Annotated in this window: 17 protein-coding genes; 3 read left to right on the top strand and 14 right to left on the bottom strand. The window is 61.1% G+C overall.

The genetic code is table 11. From position 1 onward, the window contains the following. Positions 1-75 precede the first annotated feature (75 nt). The 14 genes from ACFER_RS06735 to ACFER_RS06800 form a co-directional block, all read right to left on the bottom strand. Positions 76-1,647, bottom strand: coding sequence for a DUF4127 family protein (locus ACFER_RS06735; RefSeq protein ID WP_012938670.1), 1,572 nt, complete (start codon positions 1,645-1,647; stop codon positions 76-78). 27 nt (positions 1,648-1,674) lie between these two features. Beyond that, positions 1,675-2,796 carry a hypothetical protein gene (locus ACFER_RS06740; RefSeq protein WP_012938671.1) on the bottom strand — a complete coding sequence of 374 codons (1,122 nt, stop codon included), beginning with the start codon at positions 2,794-2,796 and terminating at the stop codon, positions 1,675-1,677. Between the two features lie 121 nt (positions 2,797-2,917). Continuing rightward, positions 2,918-3,439 carry an HD domain-containing protein gene (locus ACFER_RS06745; protein WP_012938672.1) on the bottom strand — a complete coding sequence of 174 codons (522 nt, stop codon included), beginning with the start codon at positions 3,437-3,439 and terminating at the stop codon, positions 2,918-2,920. Between the two features lie 144 nt (positions 3,440-3,583). Continuing rightward, entirely contained in the window at positions 3,584-4,639 is a 1,056-nt protein-coding gene (locus ACFER_RS06750; RefSeq protein ID WP_012938673.1) for an OmpA family protein, read from the bottom strand. Between the two features lie 207 nt (positions 4,640-4,846). Further along, the gene (locus ACFER_RS06755) at positions 4,847-6,013 is read right to left on the bottom strand and encodes a hypothetical protein (RefSeq protein ID WP_012938674.1); all 1,167 of its coding nucleotides are present in this window, start codon (positions 6,011-6,013) and stop codon (positions 4,847-4,849) included. 8 nt (positions 6,014-6,021) lie between these two features. Then, entirely contained in the window at positions 6,022-7,422 is a 1,401-nt protein-coding gene (gltA, locus tag ACFER_RS06760; protein WP_041666216.1) for an NADPH-dependent glutamate synthase, read from the bottom strand. Beyond that, entirely contained in the window at positions 7,407-8,249 is an 843-nt protein-coding gene (locus ACFER_RS06765) for a sulfide/dihydroorotate dehydrogenase-like FAD/NAD-binding protein (RefSeq protein WP_012938676.1), read from the bottom strand. The genes gltA and ACFER_RS06765 overlap by 16 nt, the downstream gene beginning before the upstream one ends. A gap of 251 nt (positions 8,250-8,500) precedes the next feature. Beyond that, positions 8,501-9,784, bottom strand: a complete 1,284-nt coding sequence (locus ACFER_RS06770; RefSeq protein ID WP_012938677.1) for an amidohydrolase — start codon at positions 9,782-9,784, stop codon at positions 8,501-8,503. Positions 9,785-9,793: 9 nt separating this feature from the next. Continuing rightward, the gene (gene mtnP / locus ACFER_RS06775) at positions 9,794-10,621 is read right to left on the bottom strand and encodes an S-methyl-5'-thioadenosine phosphorylase (protein ID WP_012938678.1); all 828 of its coding nucleotides are present in this window, start codon (positions 10,619-10,621) and stop codon (positions 9,794-9,796) included. A gap of 5 nt (positions 10,622-10,626) precedes the next feature. After that, positions 10,627-11,298: an HAD-IA family hydrolase gene (locus ACFER_RS06780; RefSeq protein WP_012938679.1), complete on the bottom strand. Its 672-nt coding sequence runs from the start codon at positions 11,296-11,298 to the stop codon at positions 10,627-10,629. Positions 11,299-11,405: 107 nt separating this feature from the next. Beyond that, positions 11,406-14,756 carry a UvrD-helicase domain-containing protein gene (locus ACFER_RS06785; protein ID WP_012938680.1) on the bottom strand — a complete coding sequence of 1,117 codons (3,351 nt, stop codon included), beginning with the start codon at positions 14,754-14,756 and terminating at the stop codon, positions 11,406-11,408. 4 nt (positions 14,757-14,760) lie between these two features. Continuing rightward, the gene (locus ACFER_RS06790) at positions 14,761-17,772 is read right to left on the bottom strand and encodes a PD-(D/E)XK nuclease family protein (protein WP_012938681.1); all 3,012 of its coding nucleotides are present in this window, start codon (positions 17,770-17,772) and stop codon (positions 14,761-14,763) included. A gap of 136 nt (positions 17,773-17,908) precedes the next feature. Further along, positions 17,909-18,949: a hypothetical protein gene (locus ACFER_RS06795; RefSeq protein ID WP_049763489.1), complete on the bottom strand. Its 1,041-nt coding sequence runs from the start codon at positions 18,947-18,949 to the stop codon at positions 17,909-17,911. Positions 18,950-19,033: 84 nt separating this feature from the next. Then, positions 19,034-20,407 carry an SLC13 family permease gene (locus ACFER_RS06800; protein WP_012938683.1) on the bottom strand — a complete coding sequence of 458 codons (1,374 nt, stop codon included), beginning with the start codon at positions 20,405-20,407 and terminating at the stop codon, positions 19,034-19,036. A gap of 82 nt (positions 20,408-20,489) precedes the next feature. Between ACFER_RS06800 and ACFER_RS06805 the strand changes: the two genes are divergently transcribed. From ACFER_RS06805 to ACFER_RS06815, 3 genes are all read left to right on the top strand, one after another. Further along, positions 20,490-21,665 (top strand): PP-loop family protein, encoded by a 1,176-nt coding sequence (locus ACFER_RS06805; RefSeq protein WP_012938684.1) that lies wholly within the window; start codon positions 20,490-20,492, stop codon positions 21,663-21,665. A gap of 542 nt (positions 21,666-22,207) precedes the next feature. Beyond that, on the top strand, positions 22,208-23,008 hold the full coding sequence (locus ACFER_RS06810; protein ID WP_012938685.1) for an MBL fold metallo-hydrolase: 801 nt from the start codon (positions 22,208-22,210) through the stop codon (positions 23,006-23,008). Between the two features lie 121 nt (positions 23,009-23,129). Continuing rightward, positions 23,130-23,747, top strand: a complete 618-nt coding sequence (locus tag ACFER_RS06815; protein WP_012938686.1) for a hypothetical protein — start codon at positions 23,130-23,132, stop codon at positions 23,745-23,747. The last annotated feature ends 14 nt before the right edge of the window (positions 23,748-23,761 follow it).

A 23,761-nucleotide genomic window follows, 5' to 3' on the forward strand; every position in this document is an offset into this window, starting at 1 on the left:
TGGTCGTTCATCGTTCATCGGGTTCCCGCCGTCCCGCTCTTCCCTCTTCCCTCTTCACTCTTTTCTCTTCACTCTTTACTCTGCATTCTTCACTGCCACTTCGAACGTCCTGTGCCAGGGGAGCCGGTACCGGTACTGTTCCGGCCGTTTTCCCAGGAGGGGCGTTCCTTCTTTTTCCATTTTTTCAGTGATCATGGTTTCTGCCCGGGCGGTCTGGTCATCGGTGAGTTTCCCGTCGGGCCACTGGTTGGGCCAGATCAGCTGCTGCCGGACTTCCTGGCGGACCCGGCTCTGGTACAGCCAGTCGTCCAGGTACCGGACGGTCAGGAGATCCTGCCGGTCCCGGTCACTGAGGTACGGCCGGAGCATCCCCTGGCCCAGGGCGTACCCCAGGCTGTTGCCGGCAGTATTCCATCCGGCATAGGACCCCAGACGGTACCCCAGGGGCTCCCGTTCCCCTTCCTTCCGGAGGAGGGTTTCCACCAGGGCCCGGCTGCCTCCGTTGCCAAAAGCCACGTCGGCGATCCCCACGTTCCGGCCTTTTTCCACGTACTGCCGGGCCGTGGCCAGGAACTGCCGTCCCATTTCATCCAGTTCCGTCCCGTTGGCCGGGACATCGGCCCCCAGGGTCACCCCGTCCGCCGGGGTATAGAGCCCCAGCACCAGATCCGCCCGTTTGTCCGTCCGGGCGGGAAAGCCCCCGGCCGCCAGCACATGTTCCCGGAAGCTCCGGCGGATGGGACCGTCTTCATAGCTGGGCACCGTGGCCGGCCCGGCGCCTCCGTTGTACCAGGCATACACCAGGGGCGTCTCTCCCCGGGCTTTGTTCATGGCCCGGTTCAGCAGCACCATCCCCAGTTCATCGGCGCCGGAAAAGCTCCGGAATTTGTGCCGGAAGGCCGGATCGGCAAAGGCGGCCAGGTCTTCCGCATCCCGGTGGGCTTCGGAATAGGGAGCGGAATCGTCCCGGCCGATGAGCAGGTAATCCAGTTTTCCCCGTTCCAGCCCCCGGGTCAGCCCCTTCAGCACGAACAGATTCTTTTTCCGGCGTTCCAGCACATCCCGGCGGATATCCAGGGGCAGCTCCTTTTCCACCTGGGCCAGTTCCTTTTTCTCTTTCCGGGTCAGCTTCCCCAGCCGCTGCCGGTCCCGAAGCTGCCCCCACCGGAAGATCTGGGGCCCGTACTGGGCATAATAGGCAGGTTCTGCCGGTGCGCTGCTCCATCTGGGGGAGCGCATCACGGTGGCAAAAGCGTACAGGGGCACCCCGGGATGGCGGCTCTGGAAGGCCAGCAAATCTCCCGCCCGCCGGGCCAGCACCGCCGGATCCAGTTCATGGGTCCGGGAAGGCACCAGTCCCCCGTAAATATAGGAATCCACCGAGACCACCGCACCCTGGGCGCCCCGGGCTTCCTGGTCCAGCCAGCAGGCCAGTTTTTCCGGGTCCCCGGACTGCCGATCGCTGGCCAGGAGGGTTTCCGGCGGGGTCACCACCTGGACCCCGGCTTTCCGGAAGCTGTCCGCCGTATAGGCCAGGGACACGGGACGGTTGTCCAGGGGAATGAAAAGGATCTTTTCCGCTGCCGCCGGTGCACAAATACCCATCATCAGCACCACAAAAGCCCCAAAACGTTTACACCAATTCACTCCAGCACCTCTTTTCCTTTCCTGTTCCTAATTCAACCACCGGGCCGCCAGATCCAGGATCTTTCCGATGGTCCGGAGCTGGTCCTGGTATTTACCCATTTCCTGCTGGATGGCGGCATCTCCCTGGCCGTTCTGGGCGGCCCGGGCCAATTGGTCCAGTTTCTCCAGGATCTCATCCTGGTGGTCCACCAGGGTCCTCACCACTTTCCCCACCAGAGGATTGTTCAGTGCCTTCTGGAGGGCCCTGCGCTGCTGCTCCAGGGTCTCGGGGCTGGTGGTGCTGCCGGGTACCGCTGCCGCCGGCGGCAGGGCACGGCCTTCCCCGGATGATTTCTTCCGGGTGCCGGGAGCCGGGGTATCCGTCTCTCCATCCCCGCTGTCCGCGGCTTCCTGGACCTTGTCCCGGATCACTTCATACACCGGAGCCAGAGGCGTCTGTTCCAGTCCCTGGGCAGCCTGGAGCACCGCTCCGGCCACCCCCGCCGCCTGTCCGGTCTTTTTTTTCTTCGTCCCCTTCTGGAGGATCTTCCCGTAATACCCTTTCAGGTTGGTGATCTCCACCAGCTGCCAGTCCCCTTTTTCATTTTTGTGCATGTGGAGCACCAGGGTGTCGCTCCCCACGGCAGGGTTGTCCATCTGGACGTTCACCAGGGCATCCTGGGGGTACCTGGCCCCGGGCTGGATGTCCTTCACCTTCAGAGCGGTCCAGTCCACCGGCAGCACCTTGTCCGGGTTGATCTTCCGGTAGGAATCGGTCCAGTCCCCGGTAAGCACCCCGTTGTGGATCAGTTCCTCCAGATGCCGGGTGACTTCGTCCTTTTCCCCTTCCGTGTAGCCATCTTCCACATCGTTCTCCCCCTGGGCGGTGAGGATGGCGTCATAGCCCTTTTCCACCACCCGGGTCAGATCCGTGTGTTCCTGGAAGGTGACGATGTCGTGCTTGTTCACCGATTCCCGGATCAGCTTCACCGCATACTGGGGGGTGCGGGTATAGTACAGGAAATACCATCCGGAAACAGCCCCCACAAGGACTGCCAGGGCCGCTCCCAGGGCGATCTTTTTCCGTTTTTTCTTTTTCAGCCGTTCCTGCTCCTGTTCTGTTTTCCGGGAATCCGGAGAAAAGTTCCCGTCCGTCTGCTGTTCTGTCATGGTATTGCTGCTCCTTTTTGGTCCGTCCCCTGAAAGGGGCAGGGGACCGTTGCGCTGGCGCAATGGTGGGGTTACCCCTCCGGGAAACCCTCTGCCCGCTAAAGCGAGTCCTTTCTCCCTTTCAGAGAGACACCTGCTTCCCCGGAGCCCAGTCCGTGAGATACAGTTCCCGGAACAGCTTCTTCCCGGTTTCCGTCTTGTACAGCCGCTGATACAGAGCTTCGTCCTGCTGCCGGTCGGTGCCGTCCTCGTAGGGGTTCACCAGCATGTCCGCTTCCGCCAGGATCTGGGCGTCGGGCCCGTCGATACTGGCATAGGTGTGGTGATGGCCGATGAGCCATTTGATCCGTTCCGCGTCTTCCCCGGTGATGCCGGCCTTGTCCAGGATGGGCTGAGCCACCCCGGGCCCCAGTTCTTCCTGGATTTTCCCGGTGCAGTGGCCGTACCGGCGTTCTCCTTCGTGGATGCCGATGTCATGGAGGTAAGCGGCGGCTTCCAGGCGGAACTGGGTCCGAGGATCCAGCCCTTCCTCCAGCCCGATGAGCCGGGCAAAAGCATGGACTTTCAACAGATGGTGGATCCGCCGGGGATCCCCCGCATCACAGGCAATGGCTGCCCAGGCAAGCTGTTCCAATGGTTCCATAAAGTATCACAACCTTTCTCATAGGGTTATTATAGGGGATAGAGGGGGAAAAGGAAAGGGGTGTGACAGGAAACCTGCCACACCCCAGCCACGGGCCGCGACCAAAGGGGACCGTTGCTCCTGCAACAGTCCCCTTTTTCTTAATTATTTATGTTCCCAGATATCCACGCGACGGTTGTCGGCTTTGCCGGCTTCGGTGGCGTTGGAGGATACAGGGTTGTTTTCACCCTTGTAGTTCAGCTGCATCCGGGAAGCAGCCACGCCGTTGTCGTTGGCGTATCTGGCCACGTTCAGTACACGGCGTTTGGACAGGTCTTCATTGTAGGCGTTGGAAGCATCGGAGTCGGTGTTCCCTACCAGTTTGAAGGTGGAATCCGGATGGGCCTTGGCCACAGCTACGAAGTTGGCCAGTTTGGCCGCTTCGGAAGCTTTCGGGGTATCCACATCGGAATCGAAGTGGATGCTGTCCAGATAGTAGTCATTGTACACATGAGCGGAAGCTGCCGGTTCAGCCACCGTCGGTGCCACCGGTTCTTCCACCACGGGGGCTGCCTTCTTGTGGCCTCCGAACCGGTAGGACAGGCCTACCAGGAAGCCACGGTATTTGATGTTGCTGTCATCGTTCAGCTTGGTATCCACATACCGGTAGCCGGCGTTCAAATCCCAGTTGTCCGCAATGGTGTAGGCCAGGCCCGCATCCCACTGGCTGGTCTTCTTGGTGCCCAGGGCGCCTTCTGCATAGAAGGCCAGGTTTTTGGCCAGGTCGTATTTGGTCCGTACCCCGAACTGGGCCACGTTGTTGATCACGCTGTCAGCGCTGCCGGTGTGGGGCCCATGGTAGCTGCCGTCGAAATCATTGTTGATCCGGTTCCAGCCGCCAAACAGAGCCCAGTTCTTGTTCAGGCTGTAAACCAGGTTCACTTCGTTCTGGTCCCCGTCGGTCTTGAAATCCCCGGCTTTGGTCTTCAGGCCCCGATAGTTGTATTCCAGAGCCCATTTGTCGGACAGTCCGTAGCCCACACCGCCGTCAAAGTTCCATTTGGTGCTGGATTCATTGCCGTCGAATTTGGCTTTGGGAGCCCAGGCTCCTGCGTTCAGCTGCCATTCCCCCTGTTCCCAGCTGGTCTGGGGAGCTGCAAAGCCCATGGAGGCCACGGATGCCAGCACAGCCAGCGTCACTGCAAACATTTTCTTCTGCATTGAAGATTCCTTCTTCCCGTTTCGATTTTTACCAAAAGAAAAGAGACCGGACTGGCCAGTCACTTCTTATGGTTTTATTGTACACCTTTTAAAATGAACGGTTCATGAAGGATTTGTGACGGAAATGTAAAAAAAAGGGGAGGGGGTGTGAAAAAATAACTTTCACACCCCCTGTCAATGGTCAGCTGTCAACTGTCAACCAAAATCCTACATATCCCTCTCCGGCTTCAAGCCGCTGCCGTCGTTGTTCTGGAGCAGGCTGAAGCTTTCCACGGACTGTTTGAAGGCTTTCAGTTTCAGGTCGTAGTTGATGGTGTCATCGGTCTGGTACCGGATCATGTACCCGTTGCCCCGGGCGTTCATCAGATAGGTGTTCACCACGAACACTTTCTTCAGGTCCCCGCTGTCGGTGCATTCGGACATGCTGCCGTTCAGGCTGCCCACGGAAATGGGCTGGTGCCGGAGCACGGTGATGTTGGGGGTGTACCGGGTCACTTTCTGGATGAAGGCGTCTTCCGCTTCCTTCAGCCCTTCCGGGGTGGAATTCCCCAGTTCCGCAAAGGTGTCATCGGAAAATTCCCGGATCAGCAGCCCGTCGGTATGGACGCTGCTGAGAGACCGGCCCAGGAGCACATTGTCCGCCCGGAGGGTGTACATCCGCCAGCCACTGGGGATCTCCATTTCATAGCCCATCCCCGGCACCGTCAGAAGGTTCACTTCGGTGTACTTCACCCGGGAAAGGGTCAGATCGGCGCACAGGGACTGGAGGGCAGCCCGGGCCGCGGCTTCCAGGTTTTCCGGAGCGCTCACGTTCACCACCAGCAGCACGTTCTTTTCCGGCTGGTAGGCCCGGCCGATCAGGAAGGGCCGGTGGGTCCGCAGCTTGTCCTGGGGTACCGCCACATAGGTGTAGCTGTCCTGTTCCTTTTTGTCCTTCTTTCTGGGTTCCTGTTCCCCGGAGGTGGCCCGGTATTTCCGGAGCTTTTCCCCCAGGATCCCGTCCAGGGCGGGCTGGCTGCCGAAATTCCGGGAGCTGCCCTCATCCTGGATGGTGTCGTTTTCCTGGTCCTGGATCTTCCCCAGGAACTTCTTGAAATCTTTCTTCTGCTCCGAGGAATACTGCTTCATGGGGACGGATACGAAACTGGGCAGGGTGTACAGATCCGCACTGACCAGAAAATCCTTCCCCACGGTGAACCGGATCCCTGTGGAGGTATGGTAAATCTCCCGGCTGCCGGGGGGTACCGTCAGGGTATAGCCCCCGCTGGCCGGTTTATAGGTGTTTTTGGGCGCTGCCGCTCCGGCAGTCCCGGCCTGGATCAGTCCCAGGCACAGGACGGCCGCCGCCAGCCCCCATCGTTTCAGTTTGTTCATTCCTTCTGTTACTTCCCTAATTTTTCTTTCAGATAGGCGTCGATTTCCCGGGCAGCCTTCTTGCCGGCCCCCATGGCGGAAATCACCGTCGCAGCCCCGGTGACGATATCGCCCCCGGCAAAGACCCCCGGAATGAAGGTTTCTTCTTTTTCGTCCACGGTAATGAGCCCTTTCCGGTTGGTCACCAGGTCCGGGGTGGTGTGCTTCAGCAGGGGGTTGGGCCCCTGGCCGATGGCCATCACCACCATGTCCACGTCAAACACATGGTTGGAGCCGGGGATTTCCACCGGGCTCCGGCGGCCGGAGGCATCCGGTTCGCCCAGTTCCGTCCGGACACATTCGATGCCGGTGACCCAGCCCTCTTCGTTGCCCAGGATCTTCACCGGGTTGTTCAGCATGTGGAGTTCGATGCCTTCCGCCTTGGCGTGGGCGATTTCTTCCTTCCGGGCGGGCATTTCCGCTTCGCTCCGGCGGTACACCACATAGACGTTTTCCGCCCCCAGCCGCTTGGCGGTCCGGGCGGCATCCATGGCCACGTTGCCGGCCCCCACTACGGCCACGTTCTTCCCCACATACACGGGGGTGGCCATTTTCGGGAACTTCCAGGCTCCCATCAGGTTCACCCGGGTGAGGAATTCGTTGGCGGCATACACCCCGTTCAGGGCTTCTCCGGGGATCCGCATGAAATGGGGCAGCCCGGCGCCGGTGCCCACGTACACGGCCTGGAATCCTTCTTCGCCCAGAAGTTCGTGGAGGGTGAAGGTGCGGCCGATCACCACATCGGTCATGATCTTCACGCCCAGTTCCTTCAGCTGCTGGATTTCGTGCTGGACGATGGCCTTGGGCAGACGGAATTCGGGAATGCCGTACATGAGCACCCCGCCCACCTTGTGGAGGGCTTCGAACAGCGTCACGTCATAGCCCAGTTTGGCCAGGTCCCCGGCGGCGGTGAGGCAGGAAGGTCCGCCCCCCACCACGGCCACTTTGATGCCGTTCTTGGGTGCCAGGCCTTCTTTCACGATATCCGTGCCCGCTTCCCGGGCCCGGTCCGCCACGAACCGTTCCAGACGGCCGATGGCCACCGGTTCTCCCTTGATGCCCAGGATGCAGTGTTTTTCGCACTGGTTTTCCTGGGGGCACACCCGGCCGCACACAGCGGGCAGGGAGTTCTTGTTCTTCAGGATGTGGATGGCTCCGTCAAAATCCCGTTCCGTCACCGCATGGATGAACTGGGGGATATCCACGTTCACCGGGCAGCCCTTGACGCACTGGGGATTCTTGCAGTTGAGGCAGCGCTGGGCTTCGTCCACCGCCACGTCTTCCGGGTAGCCCAGGGCCACTTCTTCAAAGTTATGGTTCCGTACATCCGCCGGCTGTTCCGGCATGGGATTTCTCATTCCTCCACGCATCTGCAATGCCCCCCGCAACTGTATTCTACTGCTTCCTGGTCCTTGTACATCTTGGAACGCTGCATCAGATTTTTGAAATCCACCTGATGGGCATCGAATTCCGGCCCGTCACAGCAGGTGAATTTGCTTTCGCCCCCCACCTGCACCCGGCAGCCGCCGCACATGCCGGTGCCGTCCACCATGAGGCAGCTGAGGCTGGCGGTGGTCTTCACGTTGTAAGGCTGGGTGACCTTGGCCACGTTCATCATCATGATGATGGGGCCGATGGCCACCACCAGGTCCGGATGGTTCCCTTCTTCCAGCATTTTCCGGAGAGGATCGGTGACAAAGCCCCTGATGCCTTCGGACCCGTCATCGGTGGTGATGATCACTTCATCGCTGATCTTTTCCATCCGGTCCCGCCACAGGATCAGATCCTTGTGCCGGCCCCCGATGATGGTGATCACCTTGTTGCCCAGTTCGTGGTAGGCCCGGGCAATGGGATGGACCGGCGCCACGCCGATGCCCCCGCAGACCATGACCACAGTGCCGAATCTGCCCATTTCAGAAGGCTGGCCCAGAGGCCCCAGGATGTGCTGGATCTCGTCTCCCTGGGCGAAATCCTCGCACAGATGCCGGGTGGTGTTCCCCACCGCCTGGACCATCAGGGTGATGGTGCCTTTTTCCCGGTCGAAATCACCAATGGTCAGAGGGATCCGTTCGCTGGTTTCGTCCACCAGTACCATGACGAACTGTCCCGGTTTGCATTTGTGCGCAATCAGAGGCGCATCCACTTCAAATTCCCAGACTGCAGGTGCCAGCTGCAGTTTTTTCAAGATCTTTGCCACACCAAACACTCCTTTATTGTCGTTCATCGTGAATCGTTCATCGTGAGTCGTTCATCGTGAGTCGTTCATCGAGGGGGGCCGCCCGGCGTGCGGCCCCTACGGTCCCGATGATCCATCGTCAATGCCGCAGGGGCTCCACAGCCGGGAGCCCGTCCTGGTTATTTCGCCCGAAGGGCTGTCCGTCCCCTGCAAGGGGCGGGGGACCGTCCGTCAGGACGGTGGTGGGGTTCGGCCAACGGCCCCCCCACTCTTCACTCTGCACTGGCTGTCATTTCCTTCAAGCACTGTCCCACTTCCGCAGTGACTTTTTCCAGGTCGATGGTGGTCAGTTCTCCTTTGCGCAGCAGGATGTTGCCGTCCACCAGCACCGTGTCCACATCCGCGGAGGATGCGGCGTACACCAGGAGGGACGTCCGGTCGTGCCGGGGGTACCAGGCGGGCGAATCCATATTGTACAATACGATGTCCGCCTTCTGTCCCACTTCCAGCTTCCCGGTGTCCTTCAGCCCCACGGCTTTGGCGCCCATCCAGGTGCCCATGGCCAGGGCCTGGGAGGCCGGTACCGCCTTGGGATCCCCGGACTGGGTCTTGGCCAGCATGGCCGCCAGCCGCACTTCCTCCAGCATGTCCAGGTTGTTGTTGCTGCTGGCCCCGTCGGTGCCCAGGCCCACGGTGATGCCTTTTTTCAGCATGCTGGCCACCGGAGCGATGCCGCTGGCCAGTTTCAGGTTGCTCTGGGGGTTGTGGGCCACCCGGACCCCGTGCCGGGCCAGGATGTCCTGGTCCGCCTCATCCACATGGACGCAGTGGGCCGCCAGGGTTCCCCCTTCGAACATCCCCAGTTCCTCCATCAGGGCGATGGGGCTCTTGCCGTACTGTTTCAGGCAGTCCGCCACTTCCCCGGCGGTCTCCGCCAGATGCATGTGGATCTCCGCACCCAGTTCCCGGGCCCGGGCAATGACGGTCTTCAGGTAGTCCGGGCTGCAGGTGTAGGGAGCGTGGGGCCCGAACATCACGGTGATCCGGCCGTTCTGGGCTCCGTTCCAGGTTTTGTACAGCTGGGTGTTCTCTTCCAGCCGGGCGGCTCCGTCTTCCGGGCTGCTGCCGGTGAGCCCCCGGGACAATACGGCCCGGATGCCGCTGTCCGCCGCCGCCTTGGCGGTCTCTTCCATAAAGAAATACATGTCGGCGAAACAGGTGGTGCCGGTGCGGATCATCTCTCCGATGCCCAGCAGGCTCCCCCAGTACACCGCCCGGCCGTCCAGTCTGGCTTCCAGGGGCCAGATACGGTTCTGGAGCCAGTCCATCAGGGCCATGTCGTCGGCATAGCTGCGGAACAGGGTCATGGCCACATGGGTATGGGCGTTCACCCACCCGGGCACCGCCAGGTGATCCCGGCCGTCCAGCACGGTTTTTCCTTCCACCGGGTCCGTGCCCACATACCCGATGGTGCTGCCGTTGATCCCGATGTTGAACAGGGTCCCGTCCCCGGGTTCCGTCAGTTCCACATCCTTGATTGCAATATCATAGACCATAATGCCCCGTCATTCCTCCTTTGCATCCCCGCCGAAGGCTTCCAGCCGGAATCCCCCGTATTCCTTCAGGGCTTCCCGGCACTGGCAGCTGTGGGTCAGGGGACCGTCATCGTTCACATAGGCTTCGATCACCGCCAGGATCTGCTTTTCCAGCCGTTCCATGGCTTCCGTCACTTCTTCGTGGGACAGGGACCGGACCGCCAGCCCCGACCCCATGTTGGTGACCACGGAGCAGTTGGCATAGCAGATTTCCGCTTCCCGGGCCAGCACCGCTTCCGGCATGTTGGTCATGCCGGCCACATCGCCTCCCATGGCGGCATACATCCGCACTTCCGCCGCAGTTTCGTACCGGGGCCCTTCGGTGACCACGTAGGTCCCCTGTTTGCTGTGCCGGAGCCCCAGTTTCACCAGGCAGCGGTTCAGCCGTTCCCGGAGAGCCGGGCAGTAGGGCTGGGCGAAATCCACATGGGCCACCTGGCCGTTTTCCCCGTTGAAGAAGGTGTTCACCCGGCTTTTGGTAAAGTCCAGCAGCTGGCTGGTCACCACAAAGGTGCCGGGAGGCAGTCCCCGGTTCAGGGATCCCACTGCCGTAAAGGACAGGATCTCCGTGACCCCCAGTTTTTTCAGGGCAAAGATGTTGGCCCGGTAATTGATCTTGTGGGGCGGGACGCTGTGGTCCAGGCCGTGCCGGGCCAGGAAATAGATCTCATGGCCGGCGGCGGTCCCCTTCAGGCAGCGGGCCTGGCCGAAGGGCGTTTCCACCGTAAGAGGAGCCAGCTTCCCGAAGGCGGAGGCGTCCTCCACCCCGGTGCCGCCGATGATCCCGATTTTGCGCAATGCAATCACCTCTCTGGTTTTGATGGTTCCACGAAGGAAAGCAGGTCTTTCAGGGTGCCGATGGTATGGTCGGGCCGGATGAACCGGTCGAAGAAATCCTGGGAGAAGGAGGTCCAGCCCACTTTCACCGTCCGGCAGCCGGCTTTTTTGCCGCTGACCAGGTCATAGGGGCTGTCTCCCACACAGAGGCATTCCTCCCCCCGGAGCCCCAGCAGCTCCAGGCCCTTTTCCATGGGTTCCGGATCCGGTTTGTGGGCGGTGCACTCCTGGCATCCGATGATGCCGTCGATGCAGTCCTCCAGCCCCAGGCACCGGAGTCCCCGCTGGCAGCTGGCCTTGAACTTGCTGGTGACGATGGCCATGGGAACCCCGGCCCGGCGCAGGGCGGTGAGCCCTTCCTTCACCCCGGGAAAGGGGCGGATCATTTCATCATGCCAGGCGGTGTTGTACTGGCGGTAATAGGCCGTCATCCGGTCCAGTTCCGCCGGGTCGGTGCAGCCGGCCAGCCCTGCCAGGCCCTCCCGCAGGGGAAGGCCGAAGGTGTTGATGATGGCCTGGTCCTCCACCTTCCGTTCCGGGACGAAATGGTCCAGGGTCTGATGGAAAGTGGCCAGGATCAGGGGCGTGGTGTTGGCCAGCGTCCCGTCAAAGTCAAATAAAATTCCCCGTACAGCCACAGAAAGCCTCCTTCGAACATACTACAACGGTCATTTTACCATGAATCGACAGAAAATTAAAGGATTTTAAAAGAGGGGTGTTGCATGGGCAACACCCCTGTCAACGGTCAGCGGTCAACTGCCGGCTGCTCTCCTGTCCCCTCCGGACAGAAATACCGGTACGGACACCACTGGCATCCTTCCTTCCTGGCGGGGAACTGTTCTTCTTTGTCCCAGATGAGGAGGTTTTCCACCAGGGCCTTCAGCTTTTCCTCTTCCTGCTCCCGGTCCTTCAGTTCCCAGGAGGAGCAGTCCTGGAGGAAATGGAGCCGGGCCCAGGCCACTTTCTGCCCCGGATACAGGATTTCCGCCGCCAGGGCATAGATGGTCAGCTGCCGGGTATATCCCTGCTTTTCCTCCCCATCCGTCGGCGGATGGCCGGTTTTGTAATCCACGATCCCCAGCCGGCCGTCCGGCAGGGTCACCAGTCTGTCCACACTTCCCTGGAACACCGCCCGTCCCTGCTCCAGTTGGAACAGGGGCAGGGCGAAATCCCGTTCCGCCTGGGCGGGCAGGTCCTTCAGTTCCTGGTACAGGGGGCTGGCACAGTACTGTTCCACCAGTTTCCGTCCTTCCCGGGCGAATACCTTCTTCTCCGCCCCGGTCCGGTCCAGCACTTCCAGGGCTTCGGCCAGGGCCTCTTCTTCCGGCTCTTCCTGGAGCAGTTCCAGCACCCGGTGCACATAGGTCCCCAGATCGATGGCAGAGATCCGGTGGGACCCTTCTCCCACCGTTTCCGGATCGATTCCGGGCATGTGGCGGAAATAATGGTAGTAGAAGCTCCGGGGACAGGTATCGTATTCCAGCAGGGCGCTGGCAGACAGTTCCAGGTCCCGGGGCACGGTCACCGGCCGGCCCCGGTCATACACCGCAGGATCCAGCACAAAAGCCTCCCCGGCTCCCGGCTGTCCGGTCTCCTGGTTCTCCAAGATCTCCGCCACATCCAGTTTTTCCCAGTCCATCTGGTCCCCGTGGGGCCCTTCCGGCGCAAAGACCCGCTGGAGGGACTGGCCCCATTTTTCCTTGTCCGGATCCGGGGGCCTGCTTCCTTCTTTGCTTTCATCCACATTGATCAGGTACAGGTATTTTTCCGCCCGGGTCATGGCCACATACAGCTGCCGCTGTTTCTCCGCCCGTTCCAGCCGTGCTTTTTCCCCTTTCAGCCGGGTGTACACGGAGGTTTCCAGCAGATTCCCCTGGGCATCGGGCACCCTGACCCCGAATCCCTGGCCGGGCAGGAACTGGATTCCCAGGGTATCGTTGTGATTCTTTTTGGACAGATCCGGCAGGAAAACCGCCGGAAATTCCAGCCCCTTGGATTTGTGGATGGTCATGATTTGCACCGCTTCCGGATCCGCTTCCTGGTTGGCGGCGCTTTCCCGGGCGGAGAGCCGGCGCATCAGGTTCAGCCGGTCCAGGAAATCCCGGGCCGTATCCCCGTCTTCCATGGCTCCCTTCACCCCCAGGGCCCGGAGCTTCCGGAAGTTGGCCAGTTTTTCCCGTCCTCCCCGCTGGGCCAGCAGGGTGGGTTCCACCGCAAAGGCTTCCTGGAAGGCATCCATCAGTTCCGGCAGGGACTGGAACAGGGCCGTCCGGTGCAGGGCTTCCAGCTTCCGGGAGAGGGTCACGAAGGGTTCTTCCAGGCTCTGCCGGAGGCTTTCCCACAGGCTCAGTTCCGGCCAGGGCTTCAGCAGGTCCGTCAGCTGCCGGTCGCTGATCCCGGCGTAGGGGGACCGGAGGAACCCGGCCAGGGCCCAGTCCTTCCGGGGGTTCAGCAGGAAGGTCAGCAGGCTGATCCAGTCCACCACCTCCTGCCGTTCGTAGAATCCCTTGCCGTCGCTGACCTGGCTTTTGATGCCCAGGGCGGTCAGGGCTTCCTCATACTGCCGGGACAGATGGATAGCCGGCAGCAGGATGGCCATCTGGCCGTAGGGGAGCCCGGTGTCTTCCCGGAGCTGCCGGATGGCCTGGGCCACGTACCGTCCTTCCGCCTGCTGGCATTCCTCCAGGGTGCACTCTCCCTTCTTCAGCACCGCGAACACAGGCTTCCGGGAAGAGGGCTGGTGGGGATGGAGGGGCTGGGCGGTCACGTCGGACCGGCTGTCGGTGCCCAGCAGATCGTCGAACAGGGTGTTGCAGGCTTCGATGATTTCCGGAGCGGACCGGAAGTTGTCGTCCATGACGATGTTGTCCCCGCCGGTCTCACCGATGGCGTCCCGTACCTGCCGGAACACGCTGACATCCGCTCCCCGGAACCGGTAGATGGACTGCTTGGCATCCCCCACCACGAACAGGTTCCGTCCCTGGAGGCTCCGGCTGCTGCCCCCGCTGAGCAGGTACACCAGTCTTTTCTGTTCTTCGTTGGTGTCCTGGAATTCGTCCACCATCAGGTACCGGAACCGGCTTTTGTACCGGAAGAGCACATTGGGCCGCTTTTCCAGCAGCTCCACCGCCCGTCCGGAGAGATAGCCGAAGCTGTAGATTTCCCGGCTTTCGGCGGCATCCAGCAGGGCCTGGCGGAACCGGCCCAGCAGATTCTCCCAGTGCCGGGCCTGCTCCGCCCCCGCCCCGTCCAAAGAGAGGGTTTCCAGCCGGGCCAGGGCCTCTTTGGCTTCCTTCACCAGGTCTTTGATCTTCCCGGTGGCGGAAACAGGCTTCAGGGCAGCGGAGGCCTTACTATACTCCCCGGCGGCGATCCACTGGTGGATGGCTTCCCGCTGGTCTGCCAGGGCATCCAGTTTCGCCCGGCTTTTGGGGCCTGCCAGGTCCCGGCTCTCCAGCAGGGCATCCAGGGCCCCTTCTGCTTCGATTTTCCCCGCTTCTTCTCCTCCCAGGCTGACTTCATAGGGGGCGGCCAGGCCTCCGGGCAGGGCCAGGATCTCCGGCAAGTCATCGATGAGGGCCACCAGGATCCTGGCCAGCCGGTCCGCCGGATATAGGTCCAGCAAGGCGGCCAGGTCCCCGTCCTGCTGCTGGATTTCCTTCTGGACAAAGGCCTGGGCGGTCTCTTCCCGGAAGGCCCGGATCTGGTATTCTTCCTTCACGGCGAAATTGGGGTCCAGCCCGGCCTCCACCGGGTTTTCCCGGAGCACCTGGGAACAGAAGCTGTCGATGGTGGTGATGGGCGCCCGGTCCGCCAGCTGGAGCTGCTCCTGCCAGTAGGCTTTTTCTTCCGGCTCGGCGGCCGCTCCCAGCCGGTCCAGGATCCCTTTCTGGACCCGTTCCCGCATTTCCCGGGCGGCTTTCCGGGTAAAGGTGATGGCCAGGATTTCCTGGGCGGTGGCCTTCCGCTCCTGGAGGATCTTCAGGAACCGTTCCACCAGCACCCGGGTCTTGCCGGAACCGGCGCCGGCGGATACCGACACGTTCCGGTCCAGGGTGGAGATGGCTTCCTGCTGCTGTGGGGTAAAACTGGCCATGGTATCACTCCTCTTCCTTCACTGTTTCTGTCCTGTGGGGATTCTCCCCGATCCGGCACAGGTCCCGGGCCGGACACCAGCCGGGACAGGTTCCGGAGGGACGGGCCGGGAACTTCCCTTCCCGGATCTCCCGGACTGCCTGATCCATCGCCTGTTGGGCGGCTTCCAGGGCCTGCTTTTTCTCCGGGGGACGGGCCTTCTGCATCCAGGGGAAGGCATCCTTCACCGCCTTGTCCCAGATGCCCCCTTTCCGTTCCCCGGAACAGAGCTGCACATAGCCGCCCCCCAGGATGGCTTCCGGATCCACTTCTCCCAGGACCGCCAGAGCCTCCAGATACAGGGGCAGCTGCACCGCCCGGCCCTGGAGGATGTCCTGGCCGGTGGGGGGCTGTCCGGTTTTGTAATCCAGCAGGGACCAGGTTTTTCCGTTGCTGTCGATCCGGTCGATCTGGCCGGAAAACCACACTTTTTTTCCGTCCACGGTCCGGGTAAGGGCCGGCCAGGGACTGTGCTCCCGACCGAAGCTCCATTCCACCTTCCAGGGCTTCAGGCCCAGCTGATCCCGGGCTTCATAATCCAGTTCCCCCCGGAGCCAGGTCCGGAGCTCTTTCCCGTACCGTTCCCGGATATGGTCCAGAAGGGGGCTGTCCGGGATCTTTCCTTCCTGATGGAACCGGTCGAAGATGCCCTGATAGACCTGTTCCAGTTCCTGCTCCAGGATTTCCCGATCCTTTGCTTCCAGTCCGGTCTGGAGATGGTTCCCCAGGAAAGCGGCCAGGGTCTGGTGGAGCAGGTTCCCCACCACATCCGGTGCCGGCCAGGGCTCCTGTTCCTCCCAGGGGACCAGCTTCCACACCCGGCTTACCAGAGCGGCAAAGGGACACTGCAAAAAGGCGTCCAGGCTGGAAGCGGACAGATGGAGGGGCTTCTTCACCACCCCGGGCACCGTGCCGTTCCAGGGACTGTCCGGTTCTTCCCAGCGCCGGCGGGCGGATTGGGTCCGATCTGAAAAGTCCGTTCCCACGGCGGCCAGCAGGGTTTCTTTTTCCCGGGGCCCCAGCCATTCCTGTTCCGCCAGGCAATTGGTCAAAAGGGCCGGGCTGGCACACCGGTCCGGATCGGCTTCATACACGGTCACCGGCAGGCTGTCCGGGGCATAGAAATGGTCCAGCCCGGTGATGTAGGGGCTGGCCCCCCCTTCCTCATCACTGTACCAGCTGAGATGGAGCTCCCGAGAGGCCAGAGCTGCGGCGGACCCGAAAAAGTACCGGTCCGTGTCCAGGGCCCGGGCAGTCAGGCTCAGCTCCAGCCCCAGGGCGTTCAGTTCCGCCCGTTCCTGGTCGCTGTACAGCCAGCTTTCCCGCTTCACCGCCGGGAACATCCCTTCCCGCACCCCCAGGATGTACACATAGGGAAAGGCCGCCCCCTGGATCTCCCCGGCTTCCCGCACCGGGATCCCCCGGGGTTCTCCCGGAGTCAGGGGCAGGGAGGCCTGGGCCAGGCTGTCCTTCCAGAAGGTCCGGATCTTGTCCAGGCCCAGGGCGGATTTTTCTTCTCCGCACTGCTCCCAGGTCTTCACCAGGCTGTCCAGGGTCTTCCGGACGAAGTCTTCGGTGCCGGCCAGGAGCTTCACCTGGTCCAGATCCACTTTCCCTTCTTTGTGGAGCTGTCCCCAGGTCCGGGCCAGCTGCCACCGGTCCAGCCATTCCGTCAGTCCGTCCCGCCAGGCTTCGGGGGTATGGTCCTGCTGGAGGAAATCCACCAGGTCCCAGAACCCGGCAGAAACCAGTTCCTTCCGGCGGACATGGGCCAGAAAAGCCCCGGCACTGGAGAAATACGCCTGGGTATAGAGGAAGTCCAGATTTTCCCGGTCCGTCTGGAACAGCAGCTCCATCAGGGGACAGCGGAACAGGGCCTGCCACAGGGACAGGTCCCATTTTTCCCCGGCCGCCGCCAGCAGTTTGGTGAGAAAATCCGGCAGGGGCTGGCTTTTCAGGTCCGCCGGCAGGGGCAGCCGGCAGGGGATGCCGTACTGGGCAAAGGACCGGACCAGGCCCTGGTAATCCTGGAGTTTCCGGACCAGCACCAGGATCTCTTCCGGCTGCACTCCGTCCTGGAGCCGTTCCTTGATGGAGGTGAGCGCCAGGCGGATCTCCTGTTCCTGGCTGGCCCCTTCTCCCAGATGGATGTGGTCCGCAGCCAGGCCGCACTTGGCCCCGGGCTTCCATTCCCGGGCCAGGGCGGCCAGATCCTCCGGTTTGTCCTTCACCGGTTCTTCCGGCACCGGCTGGAACCCGTCCCCCAGCAGGTCCCCGTAGATTTTTTCCGTCACCTGGCTCAGTTCCGGCCGTTTGGGATCATAGAACAGGCCCATTTCCACCGGGCAGCACCGGCCCAGGGCTTTCAGCAGCCGGAGCTGGACCGGGTCCAGCTGGTAGAATTCACTGAAGAAGCACTGCTGCCAGGGCACGGAGCCCCCCTCCTCCAGCACCTTTGCCGCCCGGGCGTAGGATTGGGACAGATCTTCCAGTTTCTGACCGCTGACCAGGGTGCTGTACACCAGGTACAGTTTGGCCAGGTCCATGTCTTTGTTCCGGAGTGCCCCTTCCCGGTTCCAGTTCATCAGGATCCGCTGATAGGTATCCGGGTCCAGGCCGTTCCGGGAAAATTCGTCGAACAGCCCCAGCAGGCTGTCCCGGAATCCGTCCTTCCCCACCAGGGCGGAAAAATAAGACAGCTGGTCTTTCAGTTTCTCCAGGGTGTCTTCCAGAATTTTTTTCTGGGCGGGACGGGTGATCCGGCGGAACTCCCCTTCCGCCCGGTTCCACCGGAGGATCTCCCCGGGCAGGGAGTCCATGATCACCGCCCGGACGGCGCCGGTTTCCCGGACTTTCTGCAAAAAATACCGGTTGGGCACCACAAACAGTGCCGAACCGTACGGCAGGGCCCGGGCCTGTTCCAGGAACCGGTCCCTCATGGTTTCCCCCAGCTGGAGGCAGTGCAGGATGTTGAACATGGCTGCTCCTTTCGGTAAAAGGAGGCTGCTGCACATGCAGCAGCCCCCGTCAATGGTCAATGGTCAATGGCTGATGGATCCCCTCTGCCATGGGCCGAGGCTTTTGAAGAAAAACGCAGCCCGATGGGCTGCCGGCTCACCGGGGGAACGTCAGGGCGAAGATCCGGATCTCCACCAGCTTGGTCTGGGCGTTCCGGACGAAGGCCAGGATCCCCAGGGTGTTCCCGTCGATGGGGGCCAGTTTGGCGCAGTTCAGGTTGTCCCCCAGCACCCTGGAGCTGTTCAGGTTCCCCAGGTACTGGCCCTCCCGGGTCCAGAACTTCAGGGTGAACCCGTCGATGACCACCAGGTAATGGTCCAGCACCGCCATGTCGATCAGATTGTAGATGGAATCCTTGTCGGTCTGGATGGGACTGCCGAAGCTCCGGAGAGCCTTCCCTTTGCTGTTGAAAGCCTCCACCATGTTGAGGCCGTTGGGCTTGATCCGCCCGCCCCCGTAAATGGTGCCGTCCCCGGTGATCCGCACCTGGGTCAGGCCTCCGGCAAAGGGTTTGGCCCGGTTGTGGAGGAAGGCGGGATGGTTCTTCTCAAAGGCCCCGTCCCGGTAATCCGCCAGGGTAAAGTTGTCGTTGCCGTACAGGTAGGCCTGTTCATACCCCGGCAGGAAGGCCACCCGGGTGGCGGTGGTGTTCCCCTTCAGGCTGATGATGTCGTTCCCGTCCCGGAGGGTGTGGATGCCCTTCTTCACATAGACGATATCCCCGTTGCCGGCCAGGTCCACACTGAGGACCATTTTTTCCGGGATGGTGCAGGTCCCTTTCTTCCCGAAGCTCCGCAGGGGGAACAGGCTCCCTTCTTTCCGCTGGTAGGCCTGGACCGCGGTGCTGTCCCCGTCCTGGCTCCGGAGGGCGATGTAGAATCTGTCATCCCGGATCACGAAGCTGAGGATCTTGTCCACGTCGTAGCTGGTGATCTCCGGGGTGTTGAAGCGCTGGAGCTGGAGTCCCATTTTCCCCAGTTCCACCTGGCGCACCGGCTGGGGCTTCAGGTGGACGATGTGCATTTCGATATCCGTCCGGTAGGTGTAGCCCACCACCCCCAGGATCACCGCCAGGGTGAGCAGCAGGAAGGTGAGTCTGGACCGGAACCGGGATTTTTTCTTCTTCTCCTCCGTCATGGACAAAACAGCCAACCTCCTTTGGTTCATTCTTATCAGTATACCATGGGGCCGGGGCAGGGGCAACAGGGAGGGCTTACCGACTCAGCCCGCAAGCCACCCCATCACCACCGCACACAGGACCCGCACCAGGCACAGGGGCAGGCCTCGGCGGAACAGGGTGGCCGGAGCCAGGCCGGCGCCGCAGGGGATGGCCCGGATGCCGGTGGGCAGCAGGAAGGCCCCGTTGAACCCCATCACCGCCGTCATCCACCAGGGCAGGAGCGGCAGGCCGGCGCTGTGGGTATAGGTGATCACCAGGGGGATGGTGAGAGCCGAGGAAATGGTGATGCTGGATACTTCCGAGAGAAAGGCCGCCAGCCCCACGATTCCCGCCGCCAGAGGCAGTCCCGGTGCCAGGGCCTGTTTTCCGGCCCACCGGGCCAGCTGCCCGTTGGCTCCGGAGGCTTCCAGCAGGATCCCCATGGCCAGGCCCCCGGCGAACAGGATCAGCACCCCCCAGATCATGTGCTCCTGGACCTGTTTCCAGGTCAGGAGGGGCTTCCCGTCCTTCCCGTCGAGGAAAAACAGCAGGAACCCCAGGCTGCCGTAAAGATAGGCCGGCAGCAGCCCGGGCAGCAGACCGGCGTACAGCGGCCGCAGGAAGGATCCAGTCAGGGCCAGTCCGAACAGCCCCAGACAGATTTTTTCTTCCCGGGTCATGGGCCCCATCTGCCGGCACTCTTCCAGAAAATAGTCCCGGGTCCCCTGGAGCTGTTCCACCGGTTCTTTCCTGACCAGCTGGACCCCCAGGGTGGCCAGGGTGGTCAGGGCCAGGTAGGGCAGAAAGGCCAGGAACCAGCGGGTGAACAGGAATTCCTCCCCGGTGGCCTGCTGGTAAAGAGCCGCGGCGATCACGTCCATGGCCCCTCCCACCGGGGTCCCCACGCCCCCCACCACGGAACCGAAAGCAATGGCGCACAGGATGGGAGCTGCCGCCGGATCGCTGCCCCGGTATCCGGCCGCCTTCACCATGGCCAGGGCCGTGGGGGTAAAGATGGCCACCACCACCGCATTAGGCAGCACGATGGAAAACAGCACCGACGCCAGGAACCACACGGTAATCTGGCTTTTCATGCTGGGTCCGATGAAGGCCAGGCACCGGAGGGCGATCCGGTGGTCCAGGCCGATAGGTTCCCAGGGCAGGGTCAGCAGGGTGGCGGCAAAAAGCAGCACGATGCTGCTGGAGGCATACTGGGCCAGCACCCGGTCCATGGGAGCCAGGGAGAGAAATGCATTGGCCACCACCGGCAGCAGGGCCGTCACCGTAAGCCCCACCGGCCGGGTGATCCACCAGAAGATCATCCACAGTGACACCCCGATGGCCCAGGCCCCGGATGCCCCGAACCCGTCAGCCAGCAGCCACCGGCACAGCAGCATCAGCCCGGGCCCCAGCCAGAGATAAATCCGTTTCTTCATACCCGTCACCCCTTTTGGTTGATAGGTTCATTATACCATGGTACAATGGAAACCAATCTACAATAAAGGAAGCTTTGAATCTATGACCATGAATCTTTCCCAGTGGGATGACAAAACTGAAATCACCGTGGAGGAACTGGCGGGTCTCTCCCCGGACCAGCGGTTCCTGGCGGACATCCGGGATCCGGCGGCCTTTGACCGGGGCACGGTGCCCGGCGCCATGAACCTGAACCCCCTGGCGCTCCAGGAAGGCAGCGTGGACCTGCCGGAAGACCGGCTCATCGTCCTGGTGTGCATGTGGGGGAAGATCAGCCTGGGCCTGGCCGCCAATCTCCGGGACCAGGGATACACCGCTGTTTCCCTGGCAGGGGGCTACTCCCTGTGGCTCCAAAAACGGCTGGAACGGGAAAACGCCCTGGCGGCGGAAGATTCCCAGCGGCTGAAACGGATCGAATCCTCCCTGCGCCGGAAATACAAACGGCGGATTTCCAGCAAATTCGTCCAGGCCATCTGTGATTACGCCATGATCCAGCCCGGGGACAAGATTGCCGTGTGCATTTCCGGAGGCAAGGATTCCATGCTTATGGCCAAGCTGTTCCAGGACCTGAAGCGCCACAACAAGATTCCCTTCGACCTGGTGTTCCTGTGCATGGATCCGGGGTACAATGCCATGAACCGGAAGATCATCGAGGAAAACGCCAAACTGCTCCAGGTGCCCCTCACCTTCTTTTCCACGGAAATCTTCGAAGCGGTGTTCCATGTGGAGGATTCCCCCTGCTACCTGTGCGCCAAGATGCGCCGGGGGTATCTGTACCGGAAAGCCCGGGAACTGGGCTGCAACAAGATCGCCCTGGGCCACCATTTCGACGACGTAATCGAGACCAATCTCATGAGCATGCTCTATTCCGGCGCCATCCGCACCATGCTCCCCCGGCTGAAAAGCACCAGCTGCCCGGGGATGGAGCTGATCCGGCCCCTGTACTACGTCCGGGAGGAGGACATCAAGAGCTGGCGGGACGAAAACGGCCTGTATTTCATCCAGTGCGCCTGCAAGTTCACGGAAACCTGCTCCACCTGCCACACCGACGGGACCACCGATTCCAAGAGGCTGGAAGTGAAGAAGCTGATCGCCGCCCTGGCGGAAAAGAATCCCCAGGTCCCGGCCAACATCTTCCACAGCCTGGAAAACATCAACCTGGACACGGTATTGAAATACAAGCAGAACGGAAAGGAACATTCTTTTCTGGAGGAAATGTGAAAAAGAGGGGTGTGAAAAAATGATTTCTCATTTTTTCACACCCCCTTCTGTTTCATTTCTCCTCCCACACCTTCACCTTCACCCGGATCTCCTGATCCGCGCTTCCGTAGAAGATGCCGCTGTTCATGGGACAGTCCCGTACGTCCCGGCCCACGGCGATGCGGATGTGCTTTTCCCCGGAGCAGGATGGCGTTGTCGTAGGCCCGGTTCAGGGTGCTTCAGCAGTTCCAGTTCTGCCGGAATGCCCATGATCAGTCCCCTCCTGAATATTGTGCTGGATATCAGAGCGTAAAGTCTGCGCGCCGTCTTTTCTCTGATGGAATCAGAGTACAGCGGAATTTTCTTGTTCGCAGAAACAATTTACTTTATCTTATTATTACTTTCATTTTCTGTATCATATATACCTTGATTGAAAGTTTATTGTCTTTTTATCATATTTGTCCGTATAGACAGCGGACGGACAGGGTTTTGGTTTCTGCCCCTTCCCACCCGGTTTCAGATACGGTATACTAAAGAGAAGAACAAGGAAGGATACCAATCGTATGGAAATTTTGTTTTTGGGTACAGGCCATGCCATCTCCACCCGGTGCTACAACACCTGCTATGTGCTGCGCCAGAATGAACGCTACCTGCTGGTGGACGGGGGCGGGGGCAACGGGATCCTGCGCCAGCTGAAGCGGGCCCGGCTGCCCTGGCAGAAAATCAAGGATATTTTCGTCACCCACCGGCATATGGACCATGTGCTGGGGATCTTCTGGGTGATCCGGATGATTGTGAAGGCCATGAAACGGGGCACCTATGTGGGAGAAGCCCGGATCTACGGCCACGATGAGGTGATCACCCTGCTCCGTTCCACCGCCCGGCTGCTGCTGGACCCGGGGGACCTGAAGTTCCTGGATACCCGGCTCCATTTCATCACCGTGGAAGACGGGGAAACCCGGAAGATCCGGGGCTGGGACGTGACCTTTTTCGACATCCATTCCACCAAGGCCAAACAGTACGGCTACATATTGGAAAGCAACGGCCACAAACTGGGCTGCTGCGGCGACGAACCCATGAACGACCACAATTTTACCCGGCTTTCCGGCAGCCAGTGGCTCCTCCACGAAGCCTTCTGCCTGTACCGGGAACGGGACCGGTTCCGGCCCTATGAAAAGCACCATTCCACCGTGCGGGAAGCCTGCGAAAACGGCGACCGGCTCCAGGTGCCCAACCTGATCCTCTACCACACCGAGGACACCCACCTGGCCCAGCGGAAGGAACTGTACACCGCCGAAGGCAAGGAATACTACCAGGGGAATCTGCTGATTCCCGACGACCTGGAACGGGTGCAGCTGTGGTGAGGAACTGAATGCCCGAAGGGCTGTCCGTCTCCTGAAAGGGACGGGGGACCAGCCAAGGGCTGGTGGTGGGGGTTCGCCAGAGGCCTGGTACATTCTTTGGAAGATATAAGGAGGCATTCTCATGGAACACAACAGAAAACACTCCCTGCGGTCCAAGGGCCAGGATATCATCGAATACGCCCTGATGCTGGCCATTGTGGTGGGCATCGGCTTCCTGATCTACAACCAGAGCAACATGGCCGATAAGATCAACGCTGTGTTCGGGAATGCCAACAACCTGTTGGCCACCGTGGAAAAAGAAAGCGATCCGGCTGTCCTCCACGACCGGAATTATGCGGACGCCATGGCGAAAATGCTGAAGGATGCCATTGCCAAGGGGACGGTACAGCTTTCTGACGGAGCCACCGTAGGCATCTATGCCCAGAATGCCCCCAACGGCAAAGCGGACAAGTACAATATCAACGGTCTGAAAACGGGAAATGTGACCGTCAACGGAAAAGATTACATGGCCAACGGGGCCTTTTACGGCTTGTGGAAAGCGGTGGACGACAGCCAATCCTACACCGGTGCCTCCGTGGCCCAGAAAGACAAAGACTGGTATGGCGTGGAAATCACGAACAATGGCAGCGGCAATTATACGGTTAAATACAGAGATGGCAGCGGCTACAGCAATGCCAGCAAAGATGGGTTCCGGCCTTCCGACAGCAACAACTACAAGACGGAAACCTGGAATCCCTGAGGAAAGGACCTGAC

It is taken from the genome of Acidaminococcus fermentans DSM 20731, assembly GCF_000025305.1.
In the GTDB taxonomy this organism is placed as follows: domain Bacteria; phylum Bacillota; class Negativicutes; order Acidaminococcales; family Acidaminococcaceae; genus Acidaminococcus; species Acidaminococcus fermentans.

Bases quoted from the DNA above. Each gene is read 5' to 3' on its own strand.
- ACFER_RS06740 (WP_012938671.1), bottom strand. From the start codon at position 2,796: ATGACAGAACAGCAGACGGACGGGAACTTTTCTCCGGATTCCCGGAAA.
- ACFER_RS06745 (WP_012938672.1), bottom strand. From the start codon at position 3,439: ATGGAACCATTGGAACAGCTTGCCTGGGCAGCCATTGCCTGTGATGCG.
- ACFER_RS06750 (WP_012938673.1), bottom strand. From the start codon at position 4,639: ATGCAGAAGAAAATGTTTGCAGTGACGCTGGCTGTGCTGGCATCCGTG.
- ACFER_RS06755 (WP_012938674.1), bottom strand. From the start codon at position 6,013: ATGAACAAACTGAAACGATGGGGGCTGGCGGCGGCCGTCCTGTGCCTG.
- gltA (WP_041666216.1), bottom strand. From the start codon at position 7,422: ATGCGTGGAGGAATGAGAAATCCCATGCCGGAACAGCCGGCGGATGTA.
- ACFER_RS06770 (WP_012938677.1), bottom strand. From the start codon at position 9,784: ATGGTCTATGATATTGCAATCAAGGATGTGGAACTGACGGAACCCGGG.
- ACFER_RS06785 (WP_012938680.1), bottom strand. From the start codon at position 14,756: ATGGCCAGTTTTACCCCACAGCAGCAGGAAGCCATCTCCACCCTGGAC.
- ACFER_RS06790 (WP_012938681.1), bottom strand. From the start codon at position 17,772: ATGTTCAACATCCTGCACTGCCTCCAGCTGGGGGAAACCATGAGGGAC.
- ACFER_RS06795 (WP_049763489.1), bottom strand. From the start codon at position 18,949: ATGACGGAGGAGAAGAAGAAAAAATCCCGGTTCCGGTCCAGACTCACC.
- ACFER_RS06800 (WP_012938683.1), bottom strand. From the start codon at position 20,407: ATGAAGAAACGGATTTATCTCTGGCTGGGGCCCGGGCTGATGCTGCTG.
- ACFER_RS06805 (WP_012938684.1), top strand. From the start codon at position 20,490: ATGACCATGAATCTTTCCCAGTGGGATGACAAAACTGAAATCACCGTG.
- ACFER_RS06810 (WP_012938685.1), top strand. From the start codon at position 22,208: ATGGAAATTTTGTTTTTGGGTACAGGCCATGCCATCTCCACCCGGTGC.
- ACFER_RS06815 (WP_012938686.1), top strand. From the start codon at position 23,130: ATGGAACACAACAGAAAACACTCCCTGCGGTCCAAGGGCCAGGATATC.